The organism is Rhizobium sp. KNZ2-6A (genome assembly GCF_056755475.1).
The window spans coordinates 15,441-40,579 of sequence record NZ_JBNDIC010000017.1; the positions used below are offsets into that span (position 1 = coordinate 15,441).

Below are 25,139 nucleotides of genomic sequence, written 5' to 3' on the forward strand. Positions count from 1 at the left end.
CCCGTCCCTGTTTTGGTCGCTGTACATCGATCGTGCGGCCGAACGCTTAACCGACATCGTGCAGCATGAACGGCACGATAATTGTCTATAAAAATACTAGACTAAAGGCATCGTCATGCGTTTATGCAAAGAGAGGCGGAAATCCGTTTCAAGATCCAAGGGTGGACCGCCGTTACGCCATCGGAGAAGAGAACGTGCAACTAACGCTCGTCCACTTCCTTCGACCGCCTGACATCGTCGATCGGTTTCCTCGATCCGGCTAGAAGCAGCCATGCCAGTCCTGATCATCGAGACCGGTCGAGCCGGGCTGGCTTCAACCTGCTTTCGACAAAGCGCGCGAGATCCCGACCGAAGCCCCGACCGGAGCCCGCAGGTGGTCTTTTTTTGAGGTGCTTGATCAGGCGGACATTCGATTGCCGAGGACAAACTTGTATCGTTCTGGCCGGATGAAGAACTCCGACCACTCGGCGCAACCGCCGTGATCGAAATATGAGGTTCGTTCGAGGACGAGCAGAACCGCGTTCGCGGCAGTGCCGATCAAGGACGAGATGCGAGGTGGAACTGCGCGCGCGCCGATTGCGATCTCGGCGGAGGCAATATCGGCGCCCGCTTTGTCCTTGAGGAGTGCATAGGTCGGCCGTTGTTCGGCCGTTTTCAAATCCAGTTCGGACATGACGGTGGGCAGGAGGCTCCGCCCCAAAGCTATGGGCTCGTCGTCCACCATGTGAAGACGCTCCAACAGCGCGCATTTTTCGCCAAACAACGAGACAAACGCCGATGGCGTTTCAATCGCGGTCAGTTCGACGATCCGCATCGTGGCATCGAAGCCCTGCACTTTCAGCGACTCGTGAAAGCTGCGGAGCGTATCGATCTGATGGCGGACCTGCTTGCCGGCGACGAAGGTGCCCTTGCCTTTCCTGCGTTCGATCAGCCCGTCCTTGTCGAGCTGATCGAGCGCGAGGCGGACGGTGACGCGGCTGACCTCGAAGCGCGCCATGATCTGCGATTCCGATGGTAGCCGTCCGGAGGGCTCGAATGTCCCATCGGTGATCTCGCGACGAAGGCGATCGGCGATCTGGAGGTACATCGCCACCGGGTTGTTGCGTATCAAGCTCATCTATTTTCCATCGGGGTTAAAAAGACCACGGACTCTTGCAGCTTTGGAATAGCGTTCTCTTCTGCCGCCGGACAAGGAAAGACACCACGTTGATAACCTGTATTATAATGTATTAAAAATTGAGGGAATTCCAACGTCGGATTGTTCGAACGCAATATGGCATTTGTTTCCCCAGCTCCGCAGCTTTCACATGGCGCTACCTTTTCGGTGAGTGGCATGGGTTTCGCCTATCCCGAAAGCCGACGCAGTATATTCGAACGGTTTTCCTTGGAAGCCCGTCCGGGAGAATTCGTTGCCGTGCTCGGTCCCTCTGGCTGTGGCAAGTCGACATTGCTCAATCTCTTGTCCGGCTTCCTGCGCCCGCAGTCGGGTCATATCACCATAGACGGTGCGCCAGTTGTGCCGGAACATCCGGCACTCGGATATGTGTTTCAGTCGCCCAACCTTTTCCCCTGGCTGAGCGTGCTGGAAAATGTCCGCTTTGGCCTTCGTATGAATCGCAGGGGAACGCCGCAGGAGCAAAAGGCCATCGCCCTCAATTTTCTGCGGCTTGTCGGCCTGGAAGAACAAGTGGACGAACCGCCGCACCGATTGTCGGGCGGCCAGCGTCAGCGCGTAGCACTTGCGCGCTCACTGGCACTTGAGCCGCGCCTTCTGCTCATGGATGAGCCTTTCGCGGCACTCGACGCCATGACGCGCTCGGCCCTTAACGACGAGTTGCTCCGCATCTGGTCGAGCTTGGGGCAGACGGTGCTGTTTATTACGCACGACATCGACGAAGCGATCTATCTGGCGGACCGCGTCCTCATCCTCGGTCTGCCTCCAGCCGGCATCACGGCCGAAGTGACGATCGGTTTGCCGCGTCCTCGCGACCAACGAGGCACGCGCGCCAATCCATTGTTTGCACAACTGCGCGAACGGCTTGCCGAGCAAATCGCCGCAGTCACGACCAGCAATCAACGCCTTACCTGAAGGGAACCATCGGATGAACCGCATTTTACCTGCAGCTTTTCTTGCACTTGCCGCTGCCTGGCCCGCTGGTGCGCAGGAACCCCCACCGCTTCGCATCGGCTGGGTTCAGGCCATGGCGAACGCGCCGGTCCTGGTCGCCGAGGAGAAAGGCTACTTTCGCGAAGAAGGCTTGAACGTCGAACTCAAGGGGTTTGGCGATGGCCCTGTCATTCAGCAGGCCGTGGCCGGAGGGGAAATCGACGCGGCCTATATCGGCGCCCCGCCCGTCTATCAATGGGCCGCACGCGGGCTTGAAGCGAAGATCATCGCCAAAGTGAACTATGGTCAGGCAGCCTTGATCGCGAAGACTGATGGCTCCATCCGCTCGCTCCCAGACCTCAAAGGCAAGAAGCTTGCCGGCGTCAACAGGGGAAGCGGCATGGACGTGCTGCTGCGCGGCTTTGTCCTGAAGGAGACTGCCGGGCTCAATCCAGATGTTGACCTCCAACTATCGCAGATGCCCGTGGGCAATATGAATGCAGCGCTCGATACAGGCGTGGTGGACGCAGCCTTTGAATGGGAGCCCTTCATCAGTCAGTCGGTGCTTCGCGGCGCAGGCCGTGTCGTCTTCGATGTGAACGGCGCTTTGCCAGGCTATCCATGGTACGTCGTGGCAGCGCCTGCAAAGACACTGAAGGAGCGGCCGTACGACCTCGTCAAGCTCTTGCGGGCCAATGCCAAGGCCATCGCCTTTCTCAAGGAGCATCCCGAAGAAGCCAATCGGATCATCGCGCGGGGTTTCAAGCTGGAAGCCGTAAAGGCTGTCGACGGCAGCGTCGTCCCGCCGGAAGCGATCGTCGCCGAAGCCAGGAAACGCCTTGGCTGGTCCGCCGAAATCGAACCGTCCGACCGCGCCTTCATCCAGCGGCTCATCAACTACTCCGTTAACCTCGGCATTCTCAATAAGCCATTCAACGTCGATGACATCATTGACGACAGTTTTGCCGCGAAAGCGGCCGCTCAGCGATGAGATCCGATCGATGAAGACATTGACAGCGCGGCTGGGTTTTCCGCAGCCGTCCTGGCGCTGGGCAGCGCTTCCCTTCCTGCTTGCCGTATGGTGCCTCGCAGCCAGCAGGGTTCCCTCTTACGTGCTGCCACAGCCCTGGGAGGTGGTAGCCGAGGGACTGCGTTGGGCCCGGTCCGGCGAGCTCGCCCGCCAGTTTCTGGCCAGCTTGTTGCGTGAGTTCGGCGGCTTCGGCGCGGCTATCCTGGCGGCGCTCGCCATCGGCGTGTCTGCCGGGCTTTGGCGGCCGTTCCGCGAGTTCGCCCAGCCTCTGCTCGGTCTGTTCATGGCCATCCCTCCGATCGCCTGGGCGCCTCTCTCACTGATCTTCTTCGGCCTCGGATACCTCTCGATCGCCGTCGTCATATTCATCGCGTCGGCTTTTCCCATGGCCGTGACGATCCAGGAAGGCGTGCTTTCGATCGGCAGCGGGGAGGTGCGCGCAGCCCGCATTCTGGGTGCCAAACGGTTTCAACTGCTGGCTTATGTGTATCTTCCAGCCTCCCTCCCCTTTCTGACCGCCGCATTGCGCATCGGCTTTGCGCAGGCATGGCGAGCGCTCGTGGCGGCGGAGATGATCGGCGCCTCCCAAGGGATTGGCTGGATGGTCGCCATGGGCGGACAGGTCGGCAATTCGGCGCAGGTGCTTCTCGGCATCGCGCTGATCGGGCTCACAGCGTGGCTCATGGAGAGCCTCGTATTTCGACGGATAGAGCGCCGCTACGAAGGCTGGCGCGGACAATAACGGACATTTCCCATGACAGAGACTTTGCCGCACAAGGCGCCCCAAACCGCCGTACATTCGCCCACGGGCCTTGCCGCCTATTTCGACACGCTTCCCTTCCTCGGCCGCCTCACCTGTCAGAGACAGACGCTGACCGCCGGCGAATGGACCGAACTGGAACTCGTCTATGAGGTCGGTGCTGTCGGCCTTGCCGATGGCGCCTGGCTGAAGCTCGCCTTCAAATTCTATTCCGACTGGGCGCTGTTCCAGACGACGGAGCCAACTGGCGCCAACTATGTTTCCGCCGAATATCACGCCGGTCCGCTGGTTGCTGGCCAGAGCCCGGCAACGGTGCAAGCGCTGAAAGTACGCTTCGACCAGAAGGGACACGAGCGTCCTTTCCAGAAGGCCATCGTCATCGATGTCGTTGATGGCTATATCAATCCCGGCGACAGGATCGTCATTCGTCTCGGCGATCGACGACAGGGCGGCGCCGGTACGCGAGTGCAGACGTTCGTCGAGAAAGCATTCCGATTCCGGCTGTTCATCGATCCGCTGGGCAGCTCGAAATTTGCCGAAGTGCCCGGCGACTGCAAGCTCGAAATCCTGGCCGGCCAGCCCCACGCCCTTCAGGTCATTGCGCCGCGCCTTGTTGGTCTGGGTCAATCCTTCGACGCGATCGTGCGCGTCGACGACATATGGGGAAACACCTGCCGCGACCGTAATTTGCGGGGCACTCTGGTGATCACCGCTCCGGACGCGACCCAACGCACGCAGCCGATCGCGCTAGCCGCGGAGGACTGGACATTCGCGCGGATTTCCGGCCTTTCCTTCACTGACGCCGGCGAGTGGAAACTGGAAGCGCGGCTGGACGGTGAGCCCTTCGTCGCCGCGGCCATCGCCTACGTGCAGAGCGAGGAAGGCGCCTCGCGTCCTCTCTACGCGGACCTGCACGTTCATTCCGACGACACTGTCGGCACCAACGACGCCACCTACAACCTCACCTATGGACGGGACATCGCCGGGCTTGACGTGGTGGGCTACACCGTCAACGACTTCAACATCACCGAAGCGAACTGGGACAAGGCCGTGGAGATTATCCATGGCCTTAACGAGCCCGGCCGCTTCGTCTGTTACCCGGGCACCGAATGGTGCGGCAACTCCGCAGCCGGCGGCGACCGCAACGTCGTCTTCCTTCGGGATGGCAAGCCGCGCTTCCCCTTTGATGAACAAGGGCGCTCCCTTCGATCTTTCGAATGGAACGAGACGACGGCCGGAACGATCCGACCCGGCGTATGGCCGGTAGACCGGCTCCACGCCGCCTATGAAGACGATCCGGAGGGGCACTTGCTGATCCCGCATGTGGGCGGCCGGCGCTGCATTCTGGATTGGAACCATCCGGAACTGGAACGGCTTATCGAGATCGGGTCCGCCTGGGGACAATTCCATTGGCTCTACACCGAGGCGCTCGCGCGCGGATACAGGGTCGGCGCTTCCGCGGCCAGCGACGAGCACCAGGGCCGATGCGGCGGCGGCGCGCCGGCAACCGGAACGTTCGGCTCGCGCGGCGGGCTGACGGGCGTCATTGCCGACCGCTTCGACCGTGCCAGCGTCGGCAGCGCGCTCAGGGCACGGCGCACCTTTGCCACGACCGGTGAACGCAGTTTTGCCGCCCTATGGCAGGGACAGCATTTCATGGGCGAAGTATTCGATGCTGAACCCGAAACGCCGCTCTCCTACCGTCTGCTTGGCCAAGCCGGTTGGGAAGAGGTTGAACTTTATGACGGCGACCGCGTGGTGTGGCGACGCGATCTGCATGCTGAGGCCGGCCTCAGCGAACGCAGTGTCCGCATCCGTTTCGGCGGTGCGCGCATCAAGGATCGCTATCGCGCGGCTTATTGGAGCGGCGATGTCGCCGTGACCGGCGCGGCAGTTCTTGATGTGCATGGGGTCGGCTTTGACCACCCCGAACAAACTGTGTGGCGCACGGGCCTCGGCAAGCTCGGCTTCAGAACCGCGACCCACGGCGATGTGGATGGAATTGAGCTCACACTTTCCGAGCTGGACGACGCTTACATCACCATCGACGCCAAACTCCACGGCTACAGCAAGATCGGCGACCCGCTTCAGCCGCCACCGCATGTGCATGGCCCCGAAGCCAAGCTTGAAGTCAGTGGGAAAGATTTGATTGCGAAAAACTCCGCCACCCTCGACCTACCCGGCGTCGAGCTGCGTCTTATCGTGGAAAGGGTCACCGACCAACCGCTGCCGAGAGATCTTGCGGGCGAGATTTCGCTTAGCGAACTTGAGCTCGATCCGGTACGAGAACATCCGTTGTTCATAACGGCTCGTCAGCGGGACCAATCCCGAATTTGGACGTCTCCATTGTTCTCGCAGCCTCGATAATTGATGCACTGGCTTGCGCCGGTCGGTGGTGGCTTCCGTCACCATCGGCCTGCTCTGGCTTTTGATAGTGCAAACCATTGGTTTGTTCGCTAGCGAGCTGTGTCATTTTGGTCGGCAGCGACGCCCCGTATCCGGGTTCCGCGAACCGGCTATGTCGCGGTCATCCCCCGTCACGCTCATGCCGGAAGCCTGGTAACAGGCTTCGTCGACTGGCTTGTCGCAGAAGCCGGTTCAAGTGCCTACGCGAGCTATTTAGCTCGCCCGATCTACGCGGGTGCAAATAGTTGATCAGTGCAGTGGCAGCCGTTGGATTGAGAAGGGCATTAGGCACAGACGGTTTCGTCTTCGCCCACCGACGCCATCGACACAGCGCTCGCGAAAGATCGCCGTAATCCTCCATGCAAATCCAGAACCGTTCAAACCAGATATTGACGGGGTCGTCTTCTTCCAACACCGGAAACGTCGTCGTTGTCCTCGCCCATTGGAATGCTCCGAACACGATATAGTCGGGGAAGAGAGGGGACGAGCCGCCAATGAACGGCTGGTAGATCAGCATAGAGCGTAGCGGCTCCAGCGCCGAGCGGAAAGAAGCAAGCTTCACGCGGCGATCTCGGGCAACCTCTTCCAGTGTTCGTCCGAATTTGGCTTCACGGCTTTTCCCGAAATAGGCAGCGCTTTCCGGCTCCAGGAGGCCAACCTCCTCCATGAGCGTGGCAATACCGACAAAGGGAGAAGAGTGAGCTGAGACCAGCGCTCGATGAAACGGCCCATCGATCTACCGCCTTCCCCGGCGAACAAGGCGGGCCGATCCGGATAGGCTTCATCGAGGCAAAGCGCGATCGCAAAGGAATCGGCGATCACCCGCTCGCCGTCACGAATGACGGGAACGGTCCTGGAAACACCGTTCTCGACATGTGGCACGCCGACAAATGTTGTCGGGACGGTCTGATATTGGAGCCCCTTGTGGCGCGAGCGACATACGCGTCTTCCAGCAATGAGGGCTGAAACGGATTTCGACACTCGAACCGACAAGATCATAGAGGGTGACTGTCATTGCCATTCTGAAAACGAACCGAAAGGACCATGCGCTGACAAGGTCGCCGGTTATATGAGCTTCTGACCCCGCCCCGTCTTTGTCGAAAAGAATCCAGGATTCTTGCCGGCAATGCTATCTCGACTTTCGCAACTCTGCAAAGTCGGCACTTCCACGGCACTCCGGTTTCCGATCTCCGTTGACTAAACATGGCAAGCCATATATGAGTGAGACAGGTCTGTATCATATAGAGCTTAGCCATGCCGCTCCGCGCCGACGCTGCCGAAAAGCGACAACACATCGTTGAAACCGCCTATCGCCTTTTCAAGCGTGATGGCTTCCATGCTACTGGCATAGACAAGATCATCGCCGAGGCCGAGGTCGCCAAGATGACGATGTATCGGCACTTCCCGAGCAAGGACAAGCTGATCACCGAGGTTCTGGACTGGCGGGCGGAACGGTTCAAGCGGCAGCTCGACCGGCTTTCCAAAGCTGCGATGACGCAGCACAAAAAGATCATGGCGATTTTCGACTGGCATGAGCGCTGGTTCGATAGCCCGGATTTTCATGGTTGCCTGTTCCAGCACGCATTGGCCGAGTTCGGAGATCCAGCCCATGCCGTGTTCGGGGCGGTCGCACGGCAAAAGCGCGATCTGCAGCAGCTGCTCCGGGACATTCTGGCGGAATCCCTAACGAACGATCGCGCAGCGCACGTCGTCGCAACGCTCTTCATGCTAATCGAGGGCGCAACGGTGCTCGCCCATATGGGACAAGGCAAAGCCGCGGTCGCCAGCGCCCGAAAGGCGGCAGCCGATGTTCTGGCCTCGGCGGGACTGCCTCAATGAGCGCGGTTGTCATCGGCCTCGCACTATTCGCCGCGATCCTTCACGCGACATGGAATGCCTTCCTGCGCAGCGGCGGAGATCGGCTGTGGACCGTGACCATCATGAGCTTCGCGAGCACGGTTCTCTCGCTTCCGCTTCTGTTCATCTACCCTCTGCCGGCGTCAGGGGCCTGGCTTTACATCATTCTTTCGGCGGTCCTTCAGGTCGCATACAGCGTCTTTCTCGTCGCGGCCTATCGTTACGGCGAGTTGGGGCAAGTCTATCCGATCGTGCGTGGAACCGTGCCGCTACTGGTGACATCAGGCGGTTTCATCATCACCGGCGACAAGCTCAATTCCTACCAGATTACCGGCGTTGTTCTTATTGCCCTGGGCATCATGAGCCTGGCGCTGGGAAAGGGAAGAGCCTCGACGGCATCCATTCTGCTCGCATTGGCGACCGGCGCAATCATCGCCGCCTATGCGACCGTGGATTCCATGGGAGTACGGCAAGCCGGGCAGAGTGTAGCTTACACGGCCTGGGTGCTTGTCCTCTACGGGGCATTTCTGCCAGCCGCGTTCCTCGCCCTGCGTCGGCGGCTCGTGGTCGATTTTCGCGCGCCTGCAACATGGAAGGCGCTCGGCGGTGGGCTGGTCGCGATGATCGCCTATGGCACCGTGGTTGCGGCCTTTGCCCTGGGACCGGCCGGCCCGATCACGGCGCTCCGGGAAACGAGTGTCGTCTTCGCTGTTCTGATTGGCTGGCTGTTTCTTGGCGAAACCCTGACCGCCCGGCGCATTCCCGCCTGCATCATTGTCGCGGCCGGCGCGATCCTGCTCGGGCTTTGATCGTAGAGTCACGTCGTCTGCACGGATCCTGCTGAGAGCCGAGGCTTGCTGAATACTGCGATAGCAGAGCAGACAGCTGCGAATTACATCGATGGTGAAGCTGCTGCAATGCATGGCTAACCGAGCTTCGCCATGCGGTGAATTCCAGCTATCGCTACTTTAACCACTACGAACGAGAGGGTTAACGATGGAGACCGCGGGCTTTGATGGCATTCGCACCGATCGCGCGGCGGTGACCGCGGTCGTGCTTGGCGTCACGGCTTTTTATTAGTCGCCTTGAAGCGATCCAAACCTGCGACCGGATGGGTTAAAGCGTTATAGCTGGTCGATTTCCGAGGTTTCCTCAATCAGCCGTCGAAGGGTTCTTCGCTAAATTGACTAAGCGGCTAAAGCACGGGGCCTTCCGGTCGCTCGTCGATCTCCAAGCCGCTATCAAACACTTTCTTGCTACCGCGGGCTGGCTGACTGCGACCTGCCGCGCCGCCTCGGCAAAGCTTCTCGCCTCCGGGAGCCGCTGGCAACCAAGTTCCTGAATTCAAACCATAGATGAGGTTCGCACGTAGATTTCGCTAACTCAGCAATTATTGTTTTGAACTCCACGTTAGGAAGGTCTCTGGTTTGACGTCATTCGTCCGCGCCTTCTCGATAAGCGGTTTCAGGGTGTCCTTGACGAAGTCTTCCATTGTCGTGCGTAGCGCAGGACGATCACCGTGAAACTTTACACGGCCGTCGTTGAGAGCAGCCGAGGTGTTCTTATCATAGACCCAGCGATCAAGCGTCCCGAACCTCTTCCGGAATACCGTTTCGACCTCGCGATCGCTCGGATCGACGAAGCGATAATCCACCTCTCTACCGAGTGCCCGGCCGACAATCCCGGCGATCTCAGGCATCGTGTAATCGATTCCCAGTTGCTTCACCGACCGGTGCTGGTCAGTCAGCGTGTCGAACTCCTTCGCCGCGAAACCCACGAGGTCCTGAATGGCAACCCAAGGAGCTTTGACGTTGGGGTCAAGCGTCCAGCCGATCCTATCGTGCTGCGCGATCGCGTCGACCCACCTGGACAGGTCCTCCATGAACCAGCCACCCTGCAGGTGCACCAGATTGATGTCGCGTAACCGGTTGAGAATCTGATCCAGGATATGGAAGCCCTGAAAATGGCCAGTGTTTCCGCTGAGCTCGGACCCCATTCCGGTCAGGCTCACGGCAAATTTGACCGGGGAGTCCCGAAGTGCGTCAAAAAACCGAAGCGCTACCGCAGGGTAGTGCCCGTGAAAGTCTTCCGCCTCCCAAATGGTTTTGACCATGAGGAACGCAGCGTCAGCGTCTTCGAAGAACGTGTTAAGCTCGCCAGCACCTGTGTCGAAGCTGCCAAGGAACGGTTCTGCTCCTTTCGCGACAAGTGCATCGAGGGCGGGCCCTCCTCTCGAAAGAGCTTTGACTGAATGGCCTTTGGCCAAAAGATTCTCGGTGAGTTTGGCACCGATCCTGCCGGTCGCGCCAACCACAGCAATGCGCATGGTCACATCTCCTAAAGTTTGTTGAGCCGATTCTTAAAGGATTGCTTGGCGGGCAAAAGTGGAGATAATGCCATATGATCTCGAAATCGGGCCAACCTTCTAAGCCACCCTGCAGCACCGCTTGCGATCTGAACCTCTTGCACGGGCCGGCGATGGCCGTCAGGATGGACTTCGCCGAGTATGAAGCCGAGGGGGGGCAGCACCAGCACCCGCAGGGTCAACTGATCCTGGCGCTCCATGGCGCGGTGACCTGCAGGGCGGAAAGTGGAGTCTGGATCGTTCCGCCCGACTGCGGAATTTGGATACCGGGCGGCGTTCCGCACAGCAATCAGGTCACGTCCAATGCTCGTCTGACATATCTGTTTGTCGAGCCCGGCGCGGCCATGCTTCCGGCTGAATGCTGCACGCTTTCGGTATCGCCGATGCTTCGGGAGATGATACACCGGATAGCGGACCTATCAGAAAGTGATACGCGCGACGCGCATGTCGATCGGCTCGTGCGGGTCATGCTCGATGAGCTCGCGCTGATGCCCCGAGAGAAGTTGGAGCTACCCGTATCTGACCATCCAAAGATCGCCTTGATCGCTGCGGCGCTTTTGGCAGACCCAAGTGACCGCCGAACCCTCGGTCAATGGGCTGAGCATGTCGCCGTCAGTGAGCGAACGTTGAAGAGGCTCATGGTCCAAGAGACAGGATTGAGCTTCGGCCGTTGGCGGCGTCAGCTACATCTAGTCATCGCGCTGCGGGAACTTGCCGACGGTACGACAGTCCAGCGGGTAGCAGGCGACTTAGGGTATGAATCCACGACGGCCTTCATCGTCATGTTCAAGAAGGCCCTCGGGACCACACCATCGCGTTACTTTGCCGATCGCTTATTGAACACGGAACACGCGTGAGACACTGCCTATCCAAAAATTCCGGCAGCGATAAACCTAAGTCGACTATCCGCTAGGTGCCGGAGGAGACCAGTCAACAAGGCGCATAGCAGTGATGTTAGCGCTGGCCAAACGCACAGCAGGGCCGAATAGCTCGCCTCGTTTAGGCAGGTTCCCAGATCGCTGCGGTTCCTAGGCCTCCGCCGATACCATGACGATCCTGTTGCTGACAAAGGAAGAGACGGACGCCTGGATGCTGGCGCCCTGGAAAAGGCCAAGGATTTGGCCCCCCATTACCGGACGCGCTGATTATTTCGTCGCGCGAACCGTACGGGTCGACGATCGTCTCAATATCCGGAGAGCTGGTGGAACAGGGCAGTCTGCTGTGACGCATCAATGGCCGCTCAATAGAATCGGAAAACGAAAAAGCCTGTCGCGGGAGGAGGTGCGGCAGGCTTTTCGAAAGAATGAACAACGGCTGGGAGGAGGAGTGCCGCTGTTCCCTCAGGCGCCCCTTGGGAGGAGGAACGGGTCACCTGAAACACGAAGCTTTGCGGGAGGAGGCGCATCGCTTCGATGGATTGAAGATACCAGCGACCGCCACGACCGCCAGCGCCGCAATCGCAGCGCAGCTATGCGCGTGTTGCAATGCAATATGGAGGCGCGCTTATTTTTTGGCCACCACCGCGTATCAAATCACATCTTTCGGGTAGTGACTGCCTTTGAATTTGACCATGATCGGGAAACCTGCCTGCTCATCTTCGACCCAGATCCATGGCACGATTAAACTGCTTGTAAATCCGGTGAAAATTTTGCGACAAAACCCCGCGGCGTCTGAACCGAAATGAATCGTCAAGGCGGCGGTGGTGCCCGATCAATTAGTATTGGACAGCGTTCGAGGCCAATACTATAGGTGTTGGAGGGTAGATTGGCTTGGTATGAGCTATGGAATTGCGGCAGCTCCGATATTTTGTGGCCGTCGCCAGGACGCTCAGTTTTACCAAGGCGGCCGCCGAGGTCCATATCGCCCAGCCTCCACTCAGCAGGCAGGTAGCAAACCTTGAGGCAGAGCTTGGTGTCGGGCTGTTCGAGCGAAGCCCCCGAGGCATCAAGCTCACCCCGGCCGGCGCGTTATTGGTTGAACGCGCGAACGAGATCCTGACGAAAGTGGAGCGGACCAAGCGTGAGGTAGCGGCGTTCAACGAAAAGCGCAGGCGTCTGTTCAAGATCGGCTTCGACCTCTCGCTACTATACGGACGGACGCCCCGGATCCTTCGGTATCTGCGCGAGAGCTATGCTGAGTATGACTTCGAATATGCCGAGGTCGCATCCGCTGACCAGGTGCGGGCTGTCCGAAACGGAGAGATTGATCTGGCCCTCGGGCTGACCCTCCTCGTCGACGACCAGGTCGAGCAAATCGTGGTCCGGAACGAGCAGCTGGTGCTCGCGCTTGAAATCGGCCATCCGGCGTTCCGGGGGCGCGACCAGCCGATCAAGTTGTCCGAGGTCAGCAATGAGACACTGATACTATACGATGAGCGGGCGTCCGGGGAACCGCGCCATCCTGTCATACGCTTCATCGAACATGTCGGGTTCACACCTGCCAAAACGATGAAGATCCGTGGACTGGCGGCTGCACTCGGCCTGGTCGCCGCGGGGGGCGGCATCAGCATCGTGCCGGCCAGGGCCCTTCTCATGCGTGGACAGGATATCTGCTTCGCACCGCTGGCCGACGATGGCGCAAGCTCGCCTGTGGTCGTGACGACCCTGCGGGGAACGAACGGCGAAATCGTGACAAGTATTCTCGCGGAGGTGGACCGGCTGACCAGATTCGATCTGTCCTCATCGATACGCGCTATTTTCTGATGCGGCTATCGCGCAGCTGAGTGGTATCGGTTTCGACGCGCCGTTCCCAAGCCTAGCGGACCGGCACTTAGTTAGCCCGCATGGCCGTCTCAAGCGCGGTTTCAACATGATGCGTGCGCTGGGGATCCAGCGGGTGATCGATACGGAGAGGCGGAGGTCAGATCCTACAATCGGCGACCGCCCCTTCAGGATAGGATCAGGCCGCGGTCGCCGATTTGGCAGGGCGTTATTTCGTATTCTCGCCCGCGGCCGCCTTCTCAATCAGGTCCGCGATCGCTTTGGGCTGCGAGACATACACCGCGTGGCTTCCCTTGACCTCGACGGTGACGCTTCCGGCCCGCTTCGCCATGAAACGTTCGAAGTCGGGATCGATCTTTTTGTCCTCGGTCGCGACGGCATACCAGCTCGGCTTGGACTTCCATGCGGCTTCCTTGACGACCGCACCCAACGCCTTCTCGCTCACGGGGACCTGCGACAGGGCCATAAAATCCGCATCCGCCTTCGGAAGGTCCGCCGCGAAATCGTGGTGGAAGGTTTCCTGATTGAGCGTCAGAAAGCCGTCTGCGCTCTTCACCACATTGTTGGTTGCCGGCGGAAACTTGCTCCGGACCTCCGCGAGATTCTCGTTCGCATCAGGTGCCAAAGCTGCGACATACACCAGTGCCTGCACTTCGGGCAGGTTTCCCGCCTGCGTGATCACAATGCCCCCGTAGCTGTGGCCGACCAAGACGACCGGTCCCGCCGTCTGCTTAATAGCTCGGGTCGTGGCTGCGACGTCGTCTTCCAACGATGTCTCAGGCTCCTGCACGACGATCACTCTATAGCCATCACGCGATAGGATATCGGAGACGGCCCTCCAGCCCGAGCCGTCCGCAAAGGCTCCGTGGACCAGCACCACGTTCTTGATCGGCTGGGCGGCGTGAGCCGCCCCGAAAGACGAACCAAGGCCGACGACGATGGCCGCGATGGACATTATATTTTTCATCAGATTTCCCTTTTGAGATGTGGACTGACTATGGCGAGACTTTGAGATCGAGAAGAACGGTCGGGATCAGTTCGGAAACGGTCGGGTGGATCGGTACCGCCCAGCGGAGCGTATCGATGGACTGATCTGCGTTCATCATGTCGAGGATTCCGTGGATCGCCTCATCGCCGCCAGTGCCGAGGATGCGTCGCGTGTCCGCATCAGCCACGACCTTCATGAAGCCCAGCGCCTCGCCCTTTTCGACCGCACGACCGACGCGTGCCATAGGGCGCTTTGCGTGCATAAGTCGACGGCCGCCGGAGCGCGACGGCTCCGCCAGCAGCGTTCACCCCACAACGGCGTATCGGCTCACGCGATGACGATGTGCACGTCAACATTGCCGCGGATGGCATTGGAATAAGGGCAGATCTGATGGGCTTCCGCGACGAGCTGCTCCGCAGTCATCCGCTCGACCCCCGGAAGGCTGGCCGAGAGCTGGACGACCAGGCCAAAGCCGCCCTGACCGTTCGGGCCGATGCCCACGGTCGCCGAAACCGACGAGTCGGCTGCAATGTCGATCTTTCTTTTGCTGCCCACCAGCTTCAACGCGCTCAGGAAGCAGGCTGAATAACCGGCTGCGAAGAGCTGCTCCGGATTGGTGCCCGGGCCGCCGGTGCCGCCAAGCTCCTTCGGCGTGCTCACCACTAGGTCGAAGGTTTCGTCTTCGGTATAGGCACGTCCATCACGACCGCCGACTGCGGTGGCCGTCGTACGATACTTAGCTTCAATATTCATAGCTGCTCCTTGGATCGGTAAGGGGATCGGTGTCATGCTTTGCCCTGAGGCGTGAAAGGGTGGCTCTGCCCCTTGAGGGGATACTTGCCGTGGCCTCAGTGTGCCGCGCGCGATGCCCCTCGCCGGGCCTCGCTGACGGTCAACCAGATGGCCGAAACGAGGAAGTAGAAGGCGCCAAATGCGGCATAGGGAGCGATGTTGGCGATGCCGACCGGTGTCGGGCCATACGCCATCTTGACCATGAAGATGCCTGCCAGGGCGGATTGCGCGCCGCTCAGGATCATTGCCCATTGCGCGCCATAGGATTTCCAGCGGCCGACGGCGGCGGCGAGCTGGAAGATGCCGGCAAATCCGGCCCAGATACCGAAGACCAAGAGCACGCTTGCCATGCTGTCGCTCAGCGCGACGACGACGGCAATGGTCGTGATAATGCTGACGACGAAGTTGAGGAGCTGCGACCTGTTACGGGTGATACCGCCGCTGCGCTGGGCGTCGACGAAGTTGGCGATCGCGTCCCAGGCCGGATAGCCTACCAACATAATCGCGGCGAACGGCGGGCTGTTCTTTGCGATGCTGAGGGCGACCGCCACCCAGGCTGCCGAAAACGCGAAGCGGGTGAAATAGTATATCTTGAGCCATTCTGAGGTCGACCAGGCAGGGTCATTGTCGATGTGCGTCACAAAACATCTCCACTTATTCAGATACCTTTTAGAAGGTAGTTCTACCGGCAGCTGTCCTATTAAATGGTAGTCAGACCGGGAATCGAGGGGGCCGCTGGCGTACCGCGGGGCCATAATCCCCACGGTTCCGACCTACGCTTTGCAGCCAGCCCCCGGCCGCACATCATGGTCATTCACCTTGGGGGCGGCTGTTCGCGGCAGCCTTCTCTATAACCGCCGCGACCTCAGCAGGATGCGAGATGAACACCACATGGCTGGCGCCCGGGATCTCGGTGATCTTGGCGTTCGCACGATTGTACATGAAGCGCTCGAGGTCCGGGTTCACGCTGCGATCTTTCTGCGCGACGATGCCGTAGCTCGGCTTGGTCTTCCAGGCTGCGACCTTGGCCTTGGTGTCGAAAGCCTTCGCCGAGATCATGACCTGCGAATCGGCCATGAAATCACTTTGGTCCTTGGGGAGGTCGGCTGCGAACGCCTCGCGGAAGCGCGCCGGGTCAAGCATGAGGAAGCCGTCCGGGGTCGGCCGGATCGCGCCGGGGATCGGGGGCGGCGTGATTTTGAACAGGTCGACCACGCTCTCCCCGACATCGGGAACGGCGGCCGCGACGTAAACCAGCGCCGTCACCTTAGGATCGTCGCCAGCTTCGGTGATCAGCTGCCCGCCATAGCTGTGGGCGACCAGAACCACCGGACCGTCCGCTAGCGTGACTGCGCGCTTTACGGCCTGAACATCTTCTTCCTCGGTGGTCTGCGGTTCCTGGACGACCTGCACCTTGAAGCCCTTGGCCTTGAGGCGATCATAGACGCCCTTCCAGCCCGAACCGTCGGCCAGTGCGCCATGCACCAAAATGACGTTGTGGGCGGGCTGGGCATAAGCGCCGGAAGCGGTGAAGGCAGCCGACAGGAGGGCGGTGCCGACGATTAGGCTCTTACGAAAACAACGGAACATGAGGATTCTCCTCGAATTGTTGTGGTCAAGACGGGTCCCGAACCTGGGGTTCAGGCTGCGAGTTCGTTCGCTCTCGCTGCAGGATCAAATATCGACCAAAAAGCAATCGAGCCAATACTTTAAATATGGGAACCAATACCTTTATGGTATGATGTGCAGGGCGGCCTATGGTGTCACCGGCGGAAGCTCTGCGTTACCGATGATGCTCGTTGGCCACATCGGTGCCACGCGTTTATTCACGCTTTCGGCTTGGCACAGATGTTCTCGGCTTCTAAACCGAACCAATGGCTACGGCGGCAATTTTAAGACTATTTGCCGGATCGCCAGGTGCCGAATGAGCAGCCGAAAACCCTTCCTTCAGATAGAGTTCAAAACGCCCGTGAGGTCTGGATTAATTAAAGCCGCGTTCGCAAGCTGGCCGGCCCTTGACCTAAGATCTCCGGTGTTAGGTCGGAATGGGGGTGATCGCGACGGGATTGATAATAGTTGATAAACGACCTATCTTGGTCTGCATCACATCAGATGGAGGACCGCATGATCAGTGCCGATCTGGGAAAGCAGCTCGAAAGCTATATTCAGCAACTTGTCGAGACAGGTCGCTATGGTTCGAAAAGCGAAGTCCTGCGGGAAGGTGTGCGACTGGTCCAGGACCGCGAGACCCGGCTTGCCGCGCTGGATGCTTCAATCACGCGCGGCATTGCCGATGGGGATGCTGGCCGAACGAAGCCGGCGAGCGATGTCTTCGATCGGCTTGAGGCCAAATACAGCGCGATGGCTGACAAGGCCGAAAAATCGGCGTGATCCTCGAATTTTCCTACGAGGCGGAAAACGACCTTGAGCAGATCGCCGATTATATCGCGAGGGACAATCCCCAGCGCGCTCTGTCATTCATCCGAGAGCTGCGAAGCAAGTGCGAGGATCTCGTCGATAATCCGAACGGCTACCCCCTCGTCCCCCGCTACGAGCGCCATGGTATCCGCCGGCGCGTCCATGGCAACTATCTGATCTTCTACCGCGTCGAATCCGCGAAGGTGGTCATCGTCCATCTTCTGCATGGCGCCACCGATTATGGCACCATGCTGTTCGGTGAATAACTGCGCCGGTCGATCCGAGAAGTGGACCCACCTGCGAGGCATCGCCCGCATCTTGGTCAGTCATTGTGTGGGCGATGATCTCGCCGCTATCGGCATCCAGTGCCAGATGCAGCTTGCGCCAACCACGACGGGATTTGGCGCCATGTTTCTCCTCCAGCCACTGGCCCGCGCCATAGACCTGAAGGCCGGTGCTGTCGACAAGAACATGCACCCCTCCGTCCAGAGGAACCTGAGGATCTTGCTGTTTGTCGGGCGATTGCCATGTCCGTGCCCGGCGGCTGAGCGTGGTATGATCGGGGACGGAGAGTGCCAACCCCATCAATTGCAGTATCGATTCCAGGAAGCCCTCCACCTGGCGTAGCCGCAGGCCGAACACCAGGCCCAGCGTCAAGGCGGTCTCGATGGCAAGATCAGAATAGCGAGGCTTGCCACCACGCGTTATTCGTCGTGGAGCAGCCCAACAGCCAAGCACCTCCGGCGCAAGCCACAGGGTCAAACTGCCACGCCGGCGGAGGCCTGCCTCATATTTTCCGGCCAGTTCGTCACTTTGAATTTCATCTTGCCGATGCGATGGCGGCGAACGGAATTGTGTTTGAAAGGCATGACTGCGACAGACCGGCTATTGAGATCGCCGCTCGCCTACACCATGATCGCTGAATGATCCGTGCACCAACGCGGCCGTGAAAGAATCCAGGCTCTCGTCTGTATCCAGTGAGGCAGCGCGCTGGTGACGATATCGCTCATCACGGTGCGCGGTATCACTGCATAGGCCGTCTTGAAAACGGCTTTGCTGGACAGGAGGTTGGTCTGAGGCGGCAGGCCGCCCACCTGAGAGAAATAGTTATTCGTGCTCACCATTAGCTCCGGCGTTTGTTTGAGCATATGCCATACCGCAGCCCAGAAATTCGACAATCACAGAATAACTGCGCCGCAGAAAAAAGCGAGGAATTGCGCTATCTATCTACAACATTTATGAAATTTCAGTTTCACATAATCTGGCATGAAATCTGCTTCTCTTTTTATGACTGGACGGAAGTCCAACACGGTTCAAAAAAGAGGGAACGGCATGACCAGGACATTATCGACGACCGGATATGGCATCGGCATTCTTCATACCTTGCGGATAACAACGGTATTGGGCACCGTCGCCGCCGCTCTACTGGCAGCGGCCGTCAATCCGGCTCTTGCGGCCGGAACGCTGCGCATCGGCATGACAGCGTCCGATATACCGCTGACCACCGGCCAGACCGACCAGGGCGGTGAAGGCCAGCGCTTCATGGGTTATACCGTCTACAATTCGCTCATCGAATGGGACCTCACCAGCGCCGACAAACCTTCTGTGCTGATCCCCAGCCTTGCGACCTCCTGGCAGGTCGATGCAACGGATAAGGCCAAATGGATCTTCAAGCTGCGCGACGGCGTGAAATTTCATGACGGCAGCGCCTTCAACGCCGATGCCGTCGTCTGGAACCTCGACAAGCTGATGAAGCCGGACGCGCCGCAGTTCGACAAGCGTCAGTCGGCGCAGGGCAAGTCGCGCATTCCGGCCGTCGTTTCCTATAGGGCGGTCGACCCACTCACCGTCGAGATCACCACCAAGGGGCCGGATGCTACGCTTCCCTATCAGATAAGCTGGATCTTGATGTCCTCCCCCGCAAACTGGGAAAAGCAGGGCAAGAACTGGGATATTGTTGCGCAGAAGCCCTCCGGCACCGGCCCGTGGAAGATGGAGAGCGGTTTTACGCCGCGCGAACGCGCCGAGTTGACACCCAACAAGGACTATTGGGACAAGGCGCGCATTCCCAAGCTCGACAAGCTGGTCCTGATCCCGCTGCCGGAACCGAATACCCGCGTCGCTGCCCTGCGCTCCGGCCAGGTGGACTGGATCGAGGCTCCTGCCCCAGATTCGGTCAAGTCGCTGAAGGATGCCGGCTTCAAGATCATCACCAATTCCTATCCGCACAACTGGACCTGGCATCTATCGCGCGTCGAGGGTTCGCCGTGGAACGACATCCGCGTGCGCAAGGCGGCAAACCTTGCCGTCGACCGAGACGGCCTCAATGAACTTCTCGGCGGCCTGTCGATTCCGGCTCAAGGCTACATGCCGCCAGGCCATCAGTGGTTCGGCAAGCCCTCCTTCAAAGTGGAATACAATGTCGACGAAGCCAAGCGACTGATGAAGGAGGCTGGTTACGGCCCCGACAACCCGCTCAAGACCAAGGTCATCATCTCGTCGTCCGGCTCGGGCCAGATGCTGCCGCTGCAGATGAACGAATATATCCAGCAGACGCTCGCCGAGGTCGGCATCAATGTCGAATACGAAGTGATGGACTGGAACACGGTGATCAACGTCTGGCGCGCCGGCGCCAAGGACCCGAGCGCCAAGGGCGCGACGGCGATCAACTACAGCTACTTCATCCAGGACCCCTTCACGGCAATGATCCGCCAGTCCCAATGCAACCTCGCGCCGCCAACCGGCACCAACTGGGGTTATTATTGCGACAAGGACATGGACTCGCTGTTCGACAAGGTGCGCAACACTTTCGATCCCGTCGAGCAGGACAAGGTGATGCAGCAGGTGCACGAGAAATACGTGAACGACGCGCTGTTCTTAATGGTGACGCATGATGTCAACCCGCGTGCCATGACGACCAAGGTCAAGGGCTTCGTGCAGGCGCAGAATTGGTTCCAGGATTTCTCACCGATCTCGATAGAATGATTTCGAGCATGCGGTGCGCTGCCATTTGCACCACGGCGGCGCACCGCCTTTCATGATGCCCGATCAACCCTTTCCGGTGAGGACACCATGCTGCTCTATGCCCTGAAACGATTGCTCCACGTCGTCCCTGTCACGATCGGCGTCAGTATCGTCTGTTTCATGCTCATCCATATCGCGCCGGGCGATCCGCTCGCCGCCATCCTGCCCTCGGACGCTTCCGCCGACACGCAGGCGCGGATGCGTGCCTTCTACGGCCTCGATCAGCCCCTACCCGTGCAATACGCGCTGTGGGCCTGGCATGCACTGCAGGGCGATCTTGGCACTTCGATCGCCACGGGCCGTCCAGTGCTCGGCGAGATCCTCGATGCCTCGGTCAACTCGATCATCTTGGCGGTCGCCGCGGCCTTCATCGGTTTTGTGGCCGGCTTGACGCTCGGCTTCCTCGCCGGCGTTTTCCGCGGCGGCTGGATCGACCGGCTGGCCTCGGCGGTGTCAATGCTCGGCGTCAGCGTGCCGCATTACTGGCTCGGCATGGTGCTGGTGATCGCCTTCTCCGTCACGCTCGGCTGGCTACCGGCAATGGGAGGCGGGCCGGAAGGGTCATCGGGCCGCAGCCTGAGCTGGGCCTATCTGCAGTTCCTCATCCTGCCGGCAGTGACCATGTCGGTCATCCCCATGGGAATCATCGCCCGTACCATCCGCTCGCTGGTGGCCGACATCCTTTCCCAGGATTTCACCCAGGCACTGGCGGCTAAGGGACTGATGACGCGGCAAATCCTGCGGCACGTTGTGCGCAACGCGGCGCCTACCGCGCTTTCGGTCATGGGCCTGCAGCTCGGCTATCTCCTGGGCGGCTCGATCCTGATCGAGACCGTCTTCTCTTGGCCGGGCACCGGTTTCCTGCTGAACGGCGCGATCTTCACCCGCGATCTGCCGATCCTGCAGGGCACGATCTTGGTGCTGGCAATGTTCTTCGTTTTCCTCAACCTGGTGGTCGACGTGCTGCAGAGCGTGATCGATCCGCGCATCCAGAGGAACTGACCATGGCCGTCGTCACTGCAGACATTTCGGTTCCCACACCTGACATCGCCAGGTCCCCGGGCTTCTGGAGCGGCGTGCTGCGTCGCCTCTGTCATGATCCCGTCGCGATCACGGCGCTGGCGATCCTCATCATCCTCGTGCTGATCGCGATCCTGGCACCCTATATCGCGCCCTACGACCCCTCGAAGGGCAGCGTCATTCGCCGCCTGAAGCCAATTGGCACAGAAGGTTATATCCTCGGCACGGACGAACTCGGCCGCGACATGCTGTCCCGGCTGATCTACGGCGCCCGGCTGTCGCTGATCATGGGTGTCGTGCCGGTGCCAGTCGCCTTCGTGGTCGGCTCGGCGATCGGTATCATCGCCGGTTACGCCGGCGGTCTCGTCAACACGCTGATCATGCGCACCATCGACGTGTTCTATGCCTTCCCTTCCGTGCTTCTAGCAGTCGCGCTCTCAGGTGCGCTCGGATCAGGACTCACCAACGCACTCGTCTCGTTGACCGTGGTGTTCATCCCACAGATCGCCCGCGTCGCTGAAAGCGTCACGACACAAGTGCGCAAACTCGATTACGTCGATGCCGCCCGCGCCTCCGGCGCCCCGCCGGCCACAATCATCCGGGTGCATATCCTCGGCAACGTGCTCGGGCCGATCTTCGTTTTTGCGACCAGCCTGATCTCGGTGTCGATGATCCTCGCCTCCGGCCTCTCCTTCCTCGGGCTCGGCGTGCGCCCACCGGATGCCGAATGGGGGCTGATGCTCAATACGCTGAGAACGGCGATCTACAACAACCCGTTCGTGGCCGCCCTTCCCGGCGTGATGATCTTCATCACCTCGATCTGCTTCAATCTTTTCTCAGACGGGCTGCGCTCCGCCATGGACGTGAAATCATGATCAGCATCGTTGAAAAACCGGCCTACGACCTGCCCGTCGGCGAACGCGGCGGCCCAGCTCAGCCGCTGATTTCCGCCCGCGGCCTGCTCAAGCATTTTCCGGTGAAGGGAAGCGGCTTCCTGAGGCCCAAAAAGGCCGTCCGCGCCGTCGACGGTGTCGATTTCGACATCCTCAAGGGCGAAACGCTCGGCATCGTCGGCGAAAGCGGCTGCGGCAAGTCGACTACGGCGCGCCTGCTGATGCAGCTCATCGTGCCGGACCAGGGCGATATCCTGTTCGACGGCGAAAAGGTCGGCGAGGTGCTGGCGCTCGCAGATTACCGCCGCCAGGTGCAGATGGTCTTCCAGGACAGTTACGCCTCGCTCAATCCGCGTCTGACGATCGAGGAATCCATAGCCTTTGCCCCGCGCGTCCACGGCGTGCCTACCGCGAAGGCGATCGCGAGGGTCCATGACCTGCTCTTCCGGGTCGGGCTGGAACCATCCCGATTTGCCGGCCGCTATCCGCATGAACTGTCCGGTGGCCAGCGGCAGCGCGTCAACATCGCTCGCGCCTTAGCGCTCGAACCGCGCCTCGTCATTCTCGATGAAGCAGTATCCGCGCTCGACAAGTCTGTCGAAGCTCAGGTCCTTAACCTGCTCCTCGACCTGAAACGGGATTTCGGCCTGACCTACCTTTTCATCTCCCACGATCTCAACGTCGTGCGCTTCATGTGCGACCGGGTCATGGTCATGTATCTCGGCAAGGTGGCCGAGATCGGCAGCCGCGATGCAATTTTCGAAAACACCCGCCACCCCTATTCGGCGGCGCTGCTCGCCTCGATGCCGAAGATGGACCCCTCCGAGCGAACCACCGAGCCGCCGCTGTCCGGCGACCCGCCGAACCCGATCGATCCGCCATCGGGCTGCCGTTTCCATACCCGGTGTTCATTTGCAGAGGCCGTCTGCAGTGAAAAGCTGCCGCCACTTGCCGATGTGTCCGAAAGCCAAGCGGCCGCCTGCCTGATGTCTCTGCCCGGATCGGGCCACAGCCGCGCGCCAGTCTTGATGGAGGCATGACCATGCAGACCGATGCCATGATCGATATCCGCAATCTCTCCGTTACCTTCAACCGCGGCCGCAAGCCGGTCAAAGCCGTCAACGGCGTCAGCCTTTCGGTCCGGCCGGGGGAAGTCGTCGCCCTGCTTGGCGAATCCGGCTCCGGCAAGAGCGTCACCATGCGCTCGCTGCTGCGGCTGCACCCCAGGGGCACCAGGATCGAAGGTTCAATGACCGTCGATGGCCGCGACGTCACCGGGCTTTCAACCAGGGACCTCGGTGCCTTTCGCGGCGCCATGGTCTCCATGGTCTTTCAGGAACCGCGATTGGCGCTCGACCCGGTCTATACGCTCGGCCGGCAGATCGAAGAAACGATCATGCGTCATGAGCGCATCCCGCGGTCGCAGGCCGCAGCGCGTGCCCTCACGCTCTTCCAGAAGGTCAAGATCCCCTCTCCCGAGCGCCGGCTGCAGAATTACCCGCATGAAATGTCGGGCGGCATGCTGCAGCGCTCGATGATCGCCATGGCGCTCGCCTGCAACCCAAAGGTCCTGCTGGCAGACGAACCAACCACCGCTCTCGATGCCACGGTACAGATCCAGATCCTGCTGCTGATCCGCGATCTGCAGAAGGAATACGGTCTCTCCGTCATCTTCGTCACCCACGATATCGGCGTCGCGGCGGAGGTCGCCGACCGGATCGCCGTTATGTATGCCGGGCGGATCGTCGAGGAAGGCAGCGTCGCCGAGATCATCCGCAATCCCAAACACCCCTATACGAGGGGCCTTCTCGGCGCCCGTGTCGAACTTGCCCATGGGCGCGACCGTCTGATCACCATTCCGGGGGCACCGCCGGATCTCGCCAACATGCCGGCGGGATGTGCCTTCGCTCCACGCTGCGCACAAGCCTCGGATCTCTGTCGAGCGAATGTTCCGGCCCTTATGACGATTGGCGAAGCAGCGAGGGTCGCCTGCGTGCAATATGCCTAGCAGCGGCTATGATTATCAAAAACGATGATGACTAAGGGAGGAGGACATGCGGTTCGCATGTCTGGAAACAATGAAGCGCATTACTCTGATCAACCCGAACACCTGTCAACCGACGACGGCGATGATGACTGACATCGCCCGCAAATATCTGCCCGAGGGTTTCACCGTCGAAGGAGTCACCGCAAGCACGGGCGTGACGATGATCCTCGACGCGGTCGCGCTTGCAGCGGCGGCGGAAGGCGTTGTTGAAATGGGGATGGCTGCCGCGCCGCGTGCAGACGGGTTGATCGTCAGCGCCTTCGGTGACCCAGGCCTCGACCGCCTGAAAAGACTGTCGGGCCTACCTGCCGTCGGCATATGCGAGGCCAGCATGCTGGAAGCGACCGCCGGCGGCCGCCGCTTCGGTATCGCAACAGTCACTCCGCATCTGGTAACGAGTTTCGCCAAGAAAGCCGAGGTACTGGGGGTTGCGCGTCTTTTCACCGGCACGCGTCTGACGACCGGCGATCCGATACAGCTGGCTGCCGATCCGGATCGCTTGCGGGCTGAACTCGAAAAGGCTGTCCGCGCCTGTTTCGAACAGGATGGCGCAGACGCCGTCATCATCGGCGGCGGCCCGCTCGGACAGGCGGCCGACGATCTTCAACGGCTGCTTTCAGCCCCGGTGATCGCGCCGATCCGGTCAGCCGTCGAACTTCTACTATCGCACATGACCCATCCATCGAAAGCGGTTGCGAAAGCTACGCAATGA

At 60.1% G+C, this 25,139-nt stretch carries 23 protein-coding genes and 5 pseudogenes; 17 read left to right on the top strand and 11 right to left on the bottom strand.

Annotated elements, in window-relative coordinates; translation table 11 throughout:
• Window positions 1-397: 397 nt before the first annotated feature.
• Together ACPYOP_RS13965 and ACPYOP_RS13970 are read right to left on the bottom strand one after the other, a co-directional pair.
• Window positions 398-1,117, bottom strand: a complete 720-nt coding sequence (locus tag ACPYOP_RS13965) for a GntR family transcriptional regulator (protein ID WP_481410975.1) — start codon at window positions 1,115-1,117, stop codon at window positions 398-400.
• Window positions 1,114-1,335: a hypothetical protein gene (locus tag ACPYOP_RS13970; protein ID WP_481410976.1), complete on the bottom strand. Its 222-nt coding sequence runs from the start codon at window positions 1,333-1,335 to the stop codon at window positions 1,114-1,116. The genes ACPYOP_RS13965 and ACPYOP_RS13970 overlap by 4 nt, the downstream gene beginning before the upstream one ends.
• Here ACPYOP_RS13970 and ACPYOP_RS13975 point away from each other — a divergent pair.
• From ACPYOP_RS13975 to ACPYOP_RS13990, 4 genes are read left to right on the top strand one after another with little or no spacing between them, the layout of a single operon-like run.
• A complete protein-coding gene (locus tag ACPYOP_RS13975) occupies window positions 1,334-2,089 on the top strand; it encodes an ABC transporter ATP-binding protein (protein WP_481410977.1) in 756 nt (251 codons plus the stop codon). The genes ACPYOP_RS13970 and ACPYOP_RS13975 overlap by 2 nt on opposite strands.
• A gap of 13 nt (window positions 2,090-2,102) precedes the next feature.
• On the top strand, window positions 2,103-3,098 hold the full coding sequence (locus tag ACPYOP_RS13980) for an ABC transporter substrate-binding protein (RefSeq protein WP_481410978.1): 996 nt from the start codon (window positions 2,103-2,105) through the stop codon (window positions 3,096-3,098).
• A gap of 10 nt (window positions 3,099-3,108) precedes the next feature.
• Window positions 3,109-3,879, top strand: a complete 771-nt coding sequence (locus tag ACPYOP_RS13985) for an ABC transporter permease (protein ID WP_481410979.1) — start codon at window positions 3,109-3,111, stop codon at window positions 3,877-3,879.
• 12 nt (window positions 3,880-3,891) lie between these two features.
• Window positions 3,892-6,264 carry a CehA/McbA family metallohydrolase domain-containing protein gene (locus ACPYOP_RS13990; RefSeq protein WP_481410980.1) on the top strand — a complete coding sequence of 791 codons (2,373 nt, stop codon included), beginning with the start codon at window positions 3,892-3,894 and terminating at the stop codon, window positions 6,262-6,264.
• A 323-nt stretch (window positions 6,265-6,587) separates the two neighbouring features.
• On the opposite strand, the pseudogene ACPYOP_RS13995 reads toward ACPYOP_RS13990, so the two are convergent.
• Window positions 6,588-7,318 (bottom strand): annotated as a pseudogene (locus ACPYOP_RS13995) (glutathione S-transferase family protein).
• 239 nt (window positions 7,319-7,557) lie between these two features.
• Here ACPYOP_RS13995 and ACPYOP_RS14000 point away from each other — a divergent pair.
• Window positions 7,558-8,142 carry a TetR/AcrR family transcriptional regulator gene (locus ACPYOP_RS14000; protein WP_481410981.1) on the top strand — a complete coding sequence of 195 codons (585 nt, stop codon included), beginning with the start codon at window positions 7,558-7,560 and terminating at the stop codon, window positions 8,140-8,142.
• A complete protein-coding gene (locus ACPYOP_RS14005) occupies window positions 8,139-8,969 on the top strand; it encodes an EamA family transporter (protein ID WP_481410982.1) in 831 nt (276 codons plus the stop codon). Before ACPYOP_RS14000 ends, ACPYOP_RS14005 begins: the two co-directional genes overlap by 4 nt.
• A 581-nt stretch (window positions 8,970-9,550) precedes the next feature.
• Here the strand turns inward: ACPYOP_RS14005 and ACPYOP_RS14010 are convergent.
• Window positions 9,551-10,486 carry an NmrA family NAD(P)-binding protein gene (locus ACPYOP_RS14010; RefSeq protein ID WP_481410983.1) on the bottom strand — a complete coding sequence of 312 codons (936 nt, stop codon included), beginning with the start codon at window positions 10,484-10,486 and terminating at the stop codon, window positions 9,551-9,553.
• A gap of 74 nt (window positions 10,487-10,560) precedes the next feature.
• On the opposite strand from ACPYOP_RS14010, the gene ACPYOP_RS14015 reads away from it, so the two are divergent.
• From ACPYOP_RS14015 to ACPYOP_RS14025, 3 genes and pseudogenes are all read left to right on the top strand, one after another.
• Window positions 10,561-11,382 (top strand): AraC family transcriptional regulator, encoded by an 822-nt coding sequence (locus tag ACPYOP_RS14015; protein WP_481410984.1) that lies wholly within the window; start codon window positions 10,561-10,563, stop codon window positions 11,380-11,382.
• A gap of 190 nt (window positions 11,383-11,572) precedes the next feature.
• A pseudogene (locus tag ACPYOP_RS14020) lies at window positions 11,573-11,750 on the top strand (SOS response-associated peptidase); the annotation flags it as partial.
• A gap of 556 nt (window positions 11,751-12,306) precedes the next feature.
• Window positions 12,307-13,227: a LysR family transcriptional regulator gene (locus ACPYOP_RS14025; RefSeq protein ID WP_481410985.1), complete on the top strand. Its 921-nt coding sequence runs from the start codon at window positions 12,307-12,309 to the stop codon at window positions 13,225-13,227.
• A gap of 226 nt (window positions 13,228-13,453) precedes the next feature.
• Here ACPYOP_RS14025 and ACPYOP_RS14030 read toward each other — a convergent pair whose 3' ends face one another.
• The 5 genes and pseudogenes from ACPYOP_RS14030 to ACPYOP_RS14050 all read right to left on the bottom strand — a co-directional run bounded on the left by ACPYOP_RS14030 (window position 13,454) and on the right by ACPYOP_RS14050 (window position 16,615).
• On the bottom strand, window positions 13,454-14,200 hold the full coding sequence (locus ACPYOP_RS14030) for an alpha/beta fold hydrolase (RefSeq protein ID WP_481410986.1): 747 nt from the start codon (window positions 14,198-14,200) through the stop codon (window positions 13,454-13,456).
• A gap of 40 nt (window positions 14,201-14,240) precedes the next feature.
• Window positions 14,241-14,519, bottom strand: a pseudogene (locus ACPYOP_RS14035) (pyruvate/2-oxoglutarate dehydrogenase complex dihydrolipoamide dehydrogenase); the annotation flags it as partial.
• Between the two features lie 41 nt (window positions 14,520-14,560).
• Window positions 14,561-14,986: an organic hydroperoxide resistance protein gene (locus ACPYOP_RS14040; protein ID WP_481410987.1), complete on the bottom strand. Its 426-nt coding sequence runs from the start codon at window positions 14,984-14,986 to the stop codon at window positions 14,561-14,563.
• A 95-nt stretch (window positions 14,987-15,081) separates the two neighbouring features.
• On the bottom strand, window positions 15,082-15,666 hold the full coding sequence (locus ACPYOP_RS14045) for a DUF308 domain-containing protein (protein ID WP_481410988.1): 585 nt from the start codon (window positions 15,664-15,666) through the stop codon (window positions 15,082-15,084).
• 169 nt (window positions 15,667-15,835) lie between these two features.
• Window positions 15,836-16,615, bottom strand: coding sequence for an alpha/beta fold hydrolase (locus ACPYOP_RS14050; RefSeq protein WP_481410989.1), 780 nt, complete (start codon window positions 16,613-16,615; stop codon window positions 15,836-15,838).
• Between the two features lie 534 nt (window positions 16,616-17,149).
• Here ACPYOP_RS14050 and ACPYOP_RS14055 point away from each other — a divergent pair.
• Together ACPYOP_RS14055 and ACPYOP_RS14060 are read left to right on the top strand one after the other, a co-directional pair.
• A complete protein-coding gene (locus ACPYOP_RS14055; RefSeq protein ID WP_481410990.1) occupies window positions 17,150-17,416 on the top strand; it encodes a type II toxin-antitoxin system ParD family antitoxin in 267 nt (88 codons plus the stop codon).
• A complete protein-coding gene (locus ACPYOP_RS14060) occupies window positions 17,413-17,709 on the top strand; it encodes a type II toxin-antitoxin system RelE/ParE family toxin (RefSeq protein ID WP_481410991.1) in 297 nt (98 codons plus the stop codon). The genes ACPYOP_RS14055 and ACPYOP_RS14060 overlap by 4 nt, the downstream gene beginning before the upstream one ends.
• A gap of 16 nt (window positions 17,710-17,725) precedes the next feature.
• Here ACPYOP_RS14060 and ACPYOP_RS14065 read toward each other — a convergent pair.
• Window positions 17,726-18,312, bottom strand: a pseudogene (locus ACPYOP_RS14065) (IS5 family transposase); the annotation flags it as partial.
• Window positions 18,313-18,384: 72 nt separating this feature from the next.
• A pseudogene (locus ACPYOP_RS14070) lies at window positions 18,385-18,567 on the bottom strand ((S)-ureidoglycine aminohydrolase); the annotation flags it as partial.
• Window positions 18,568-18,775: 208 nt separating this feature from the next.
• Here ACPYOP_RS14070 and ACPYOP_RS14075 point away from each other — a divergent pair.
• From ACPYOP_RS14075 to ACPYOP_RS14100, 6 genes are all read left to right on the top strand, one after another.
• The gene (locus ACPYOP_RS14075; RefSeq protein ID WP_481410992.1) at window positions 18,776-20,428 is read left to right on the top strand and encodes an ABC transporter substrate-binding protein; all 1,653 of its coding nucleotides are present in this window, start codon (window positions 18,776-18,778) and stop codon (window positions 20,426-20,428) included.
• A gap of 87 nt (window positions 20,429-20,515) precedes the next feature.
• A complete protein-coding gene (locus ACPYOP_RS14080) occupies window positions 20,516-21,469 on the top strand; it encodes an ABC transporter permease (protein WP_481410993.1) in 954 nt (317 codons plus the stop codon).
• Between the two features lie 2 nt (window positions 21,470-21,471).
• The gene (locus tag ACPYOP_RS14085) at window positions 21,472-22,362 is read left to right on the top strand and encodes an ABC transporter permease (protein ID WP_481410994.1); all 891 of its coding nucleotides are present in this window, start codon (window positions 21,472-21,474) and stop codon (window positions 22,360-22,362) included.
• On the top strand, window positions 22,359-23,420 hold the full coding sequence (locus ACPYOP_RS14090) for an ABC transporter ATP-binding protein (protein WP_481410995.1): 1,062 nt from the start codon (window positions 22,359-22,361) through the stop codon (window positions 23,418-23,420). The genes ACPYOP_RS14085 and ACPYOP_RS14090 overlap by 4 nt, the downstream gene beginning before the upstream one ends.
• A gap of 2 nt (window positions 23,421-23,422) precedes the next feature.
• Window positions 23,423-24,388, top strand: a complete 966-nt coding sequence (locus ACPYOP_RS14095; protein WP_481410996.1) for an ABC transporter ATP-binding protein — start codon at window positions 23,423-23,425, stop codon at window positions 24,386-24,388.
• 46 nt (window positions 24,389-24,434) lie between these two features.
• The gene (locus ACPYOP_RS14100; RefSeq protein WP_481410997.1) at window positions 24,435-25,139 is read left to right on the top strand and encodes an aspartate/glutamate racemase family protein; all 705 of its coding nucleotides are present in this window, start codon (window positions 24,435-24,437) and stop codon (window positions 25,137-25,139) included.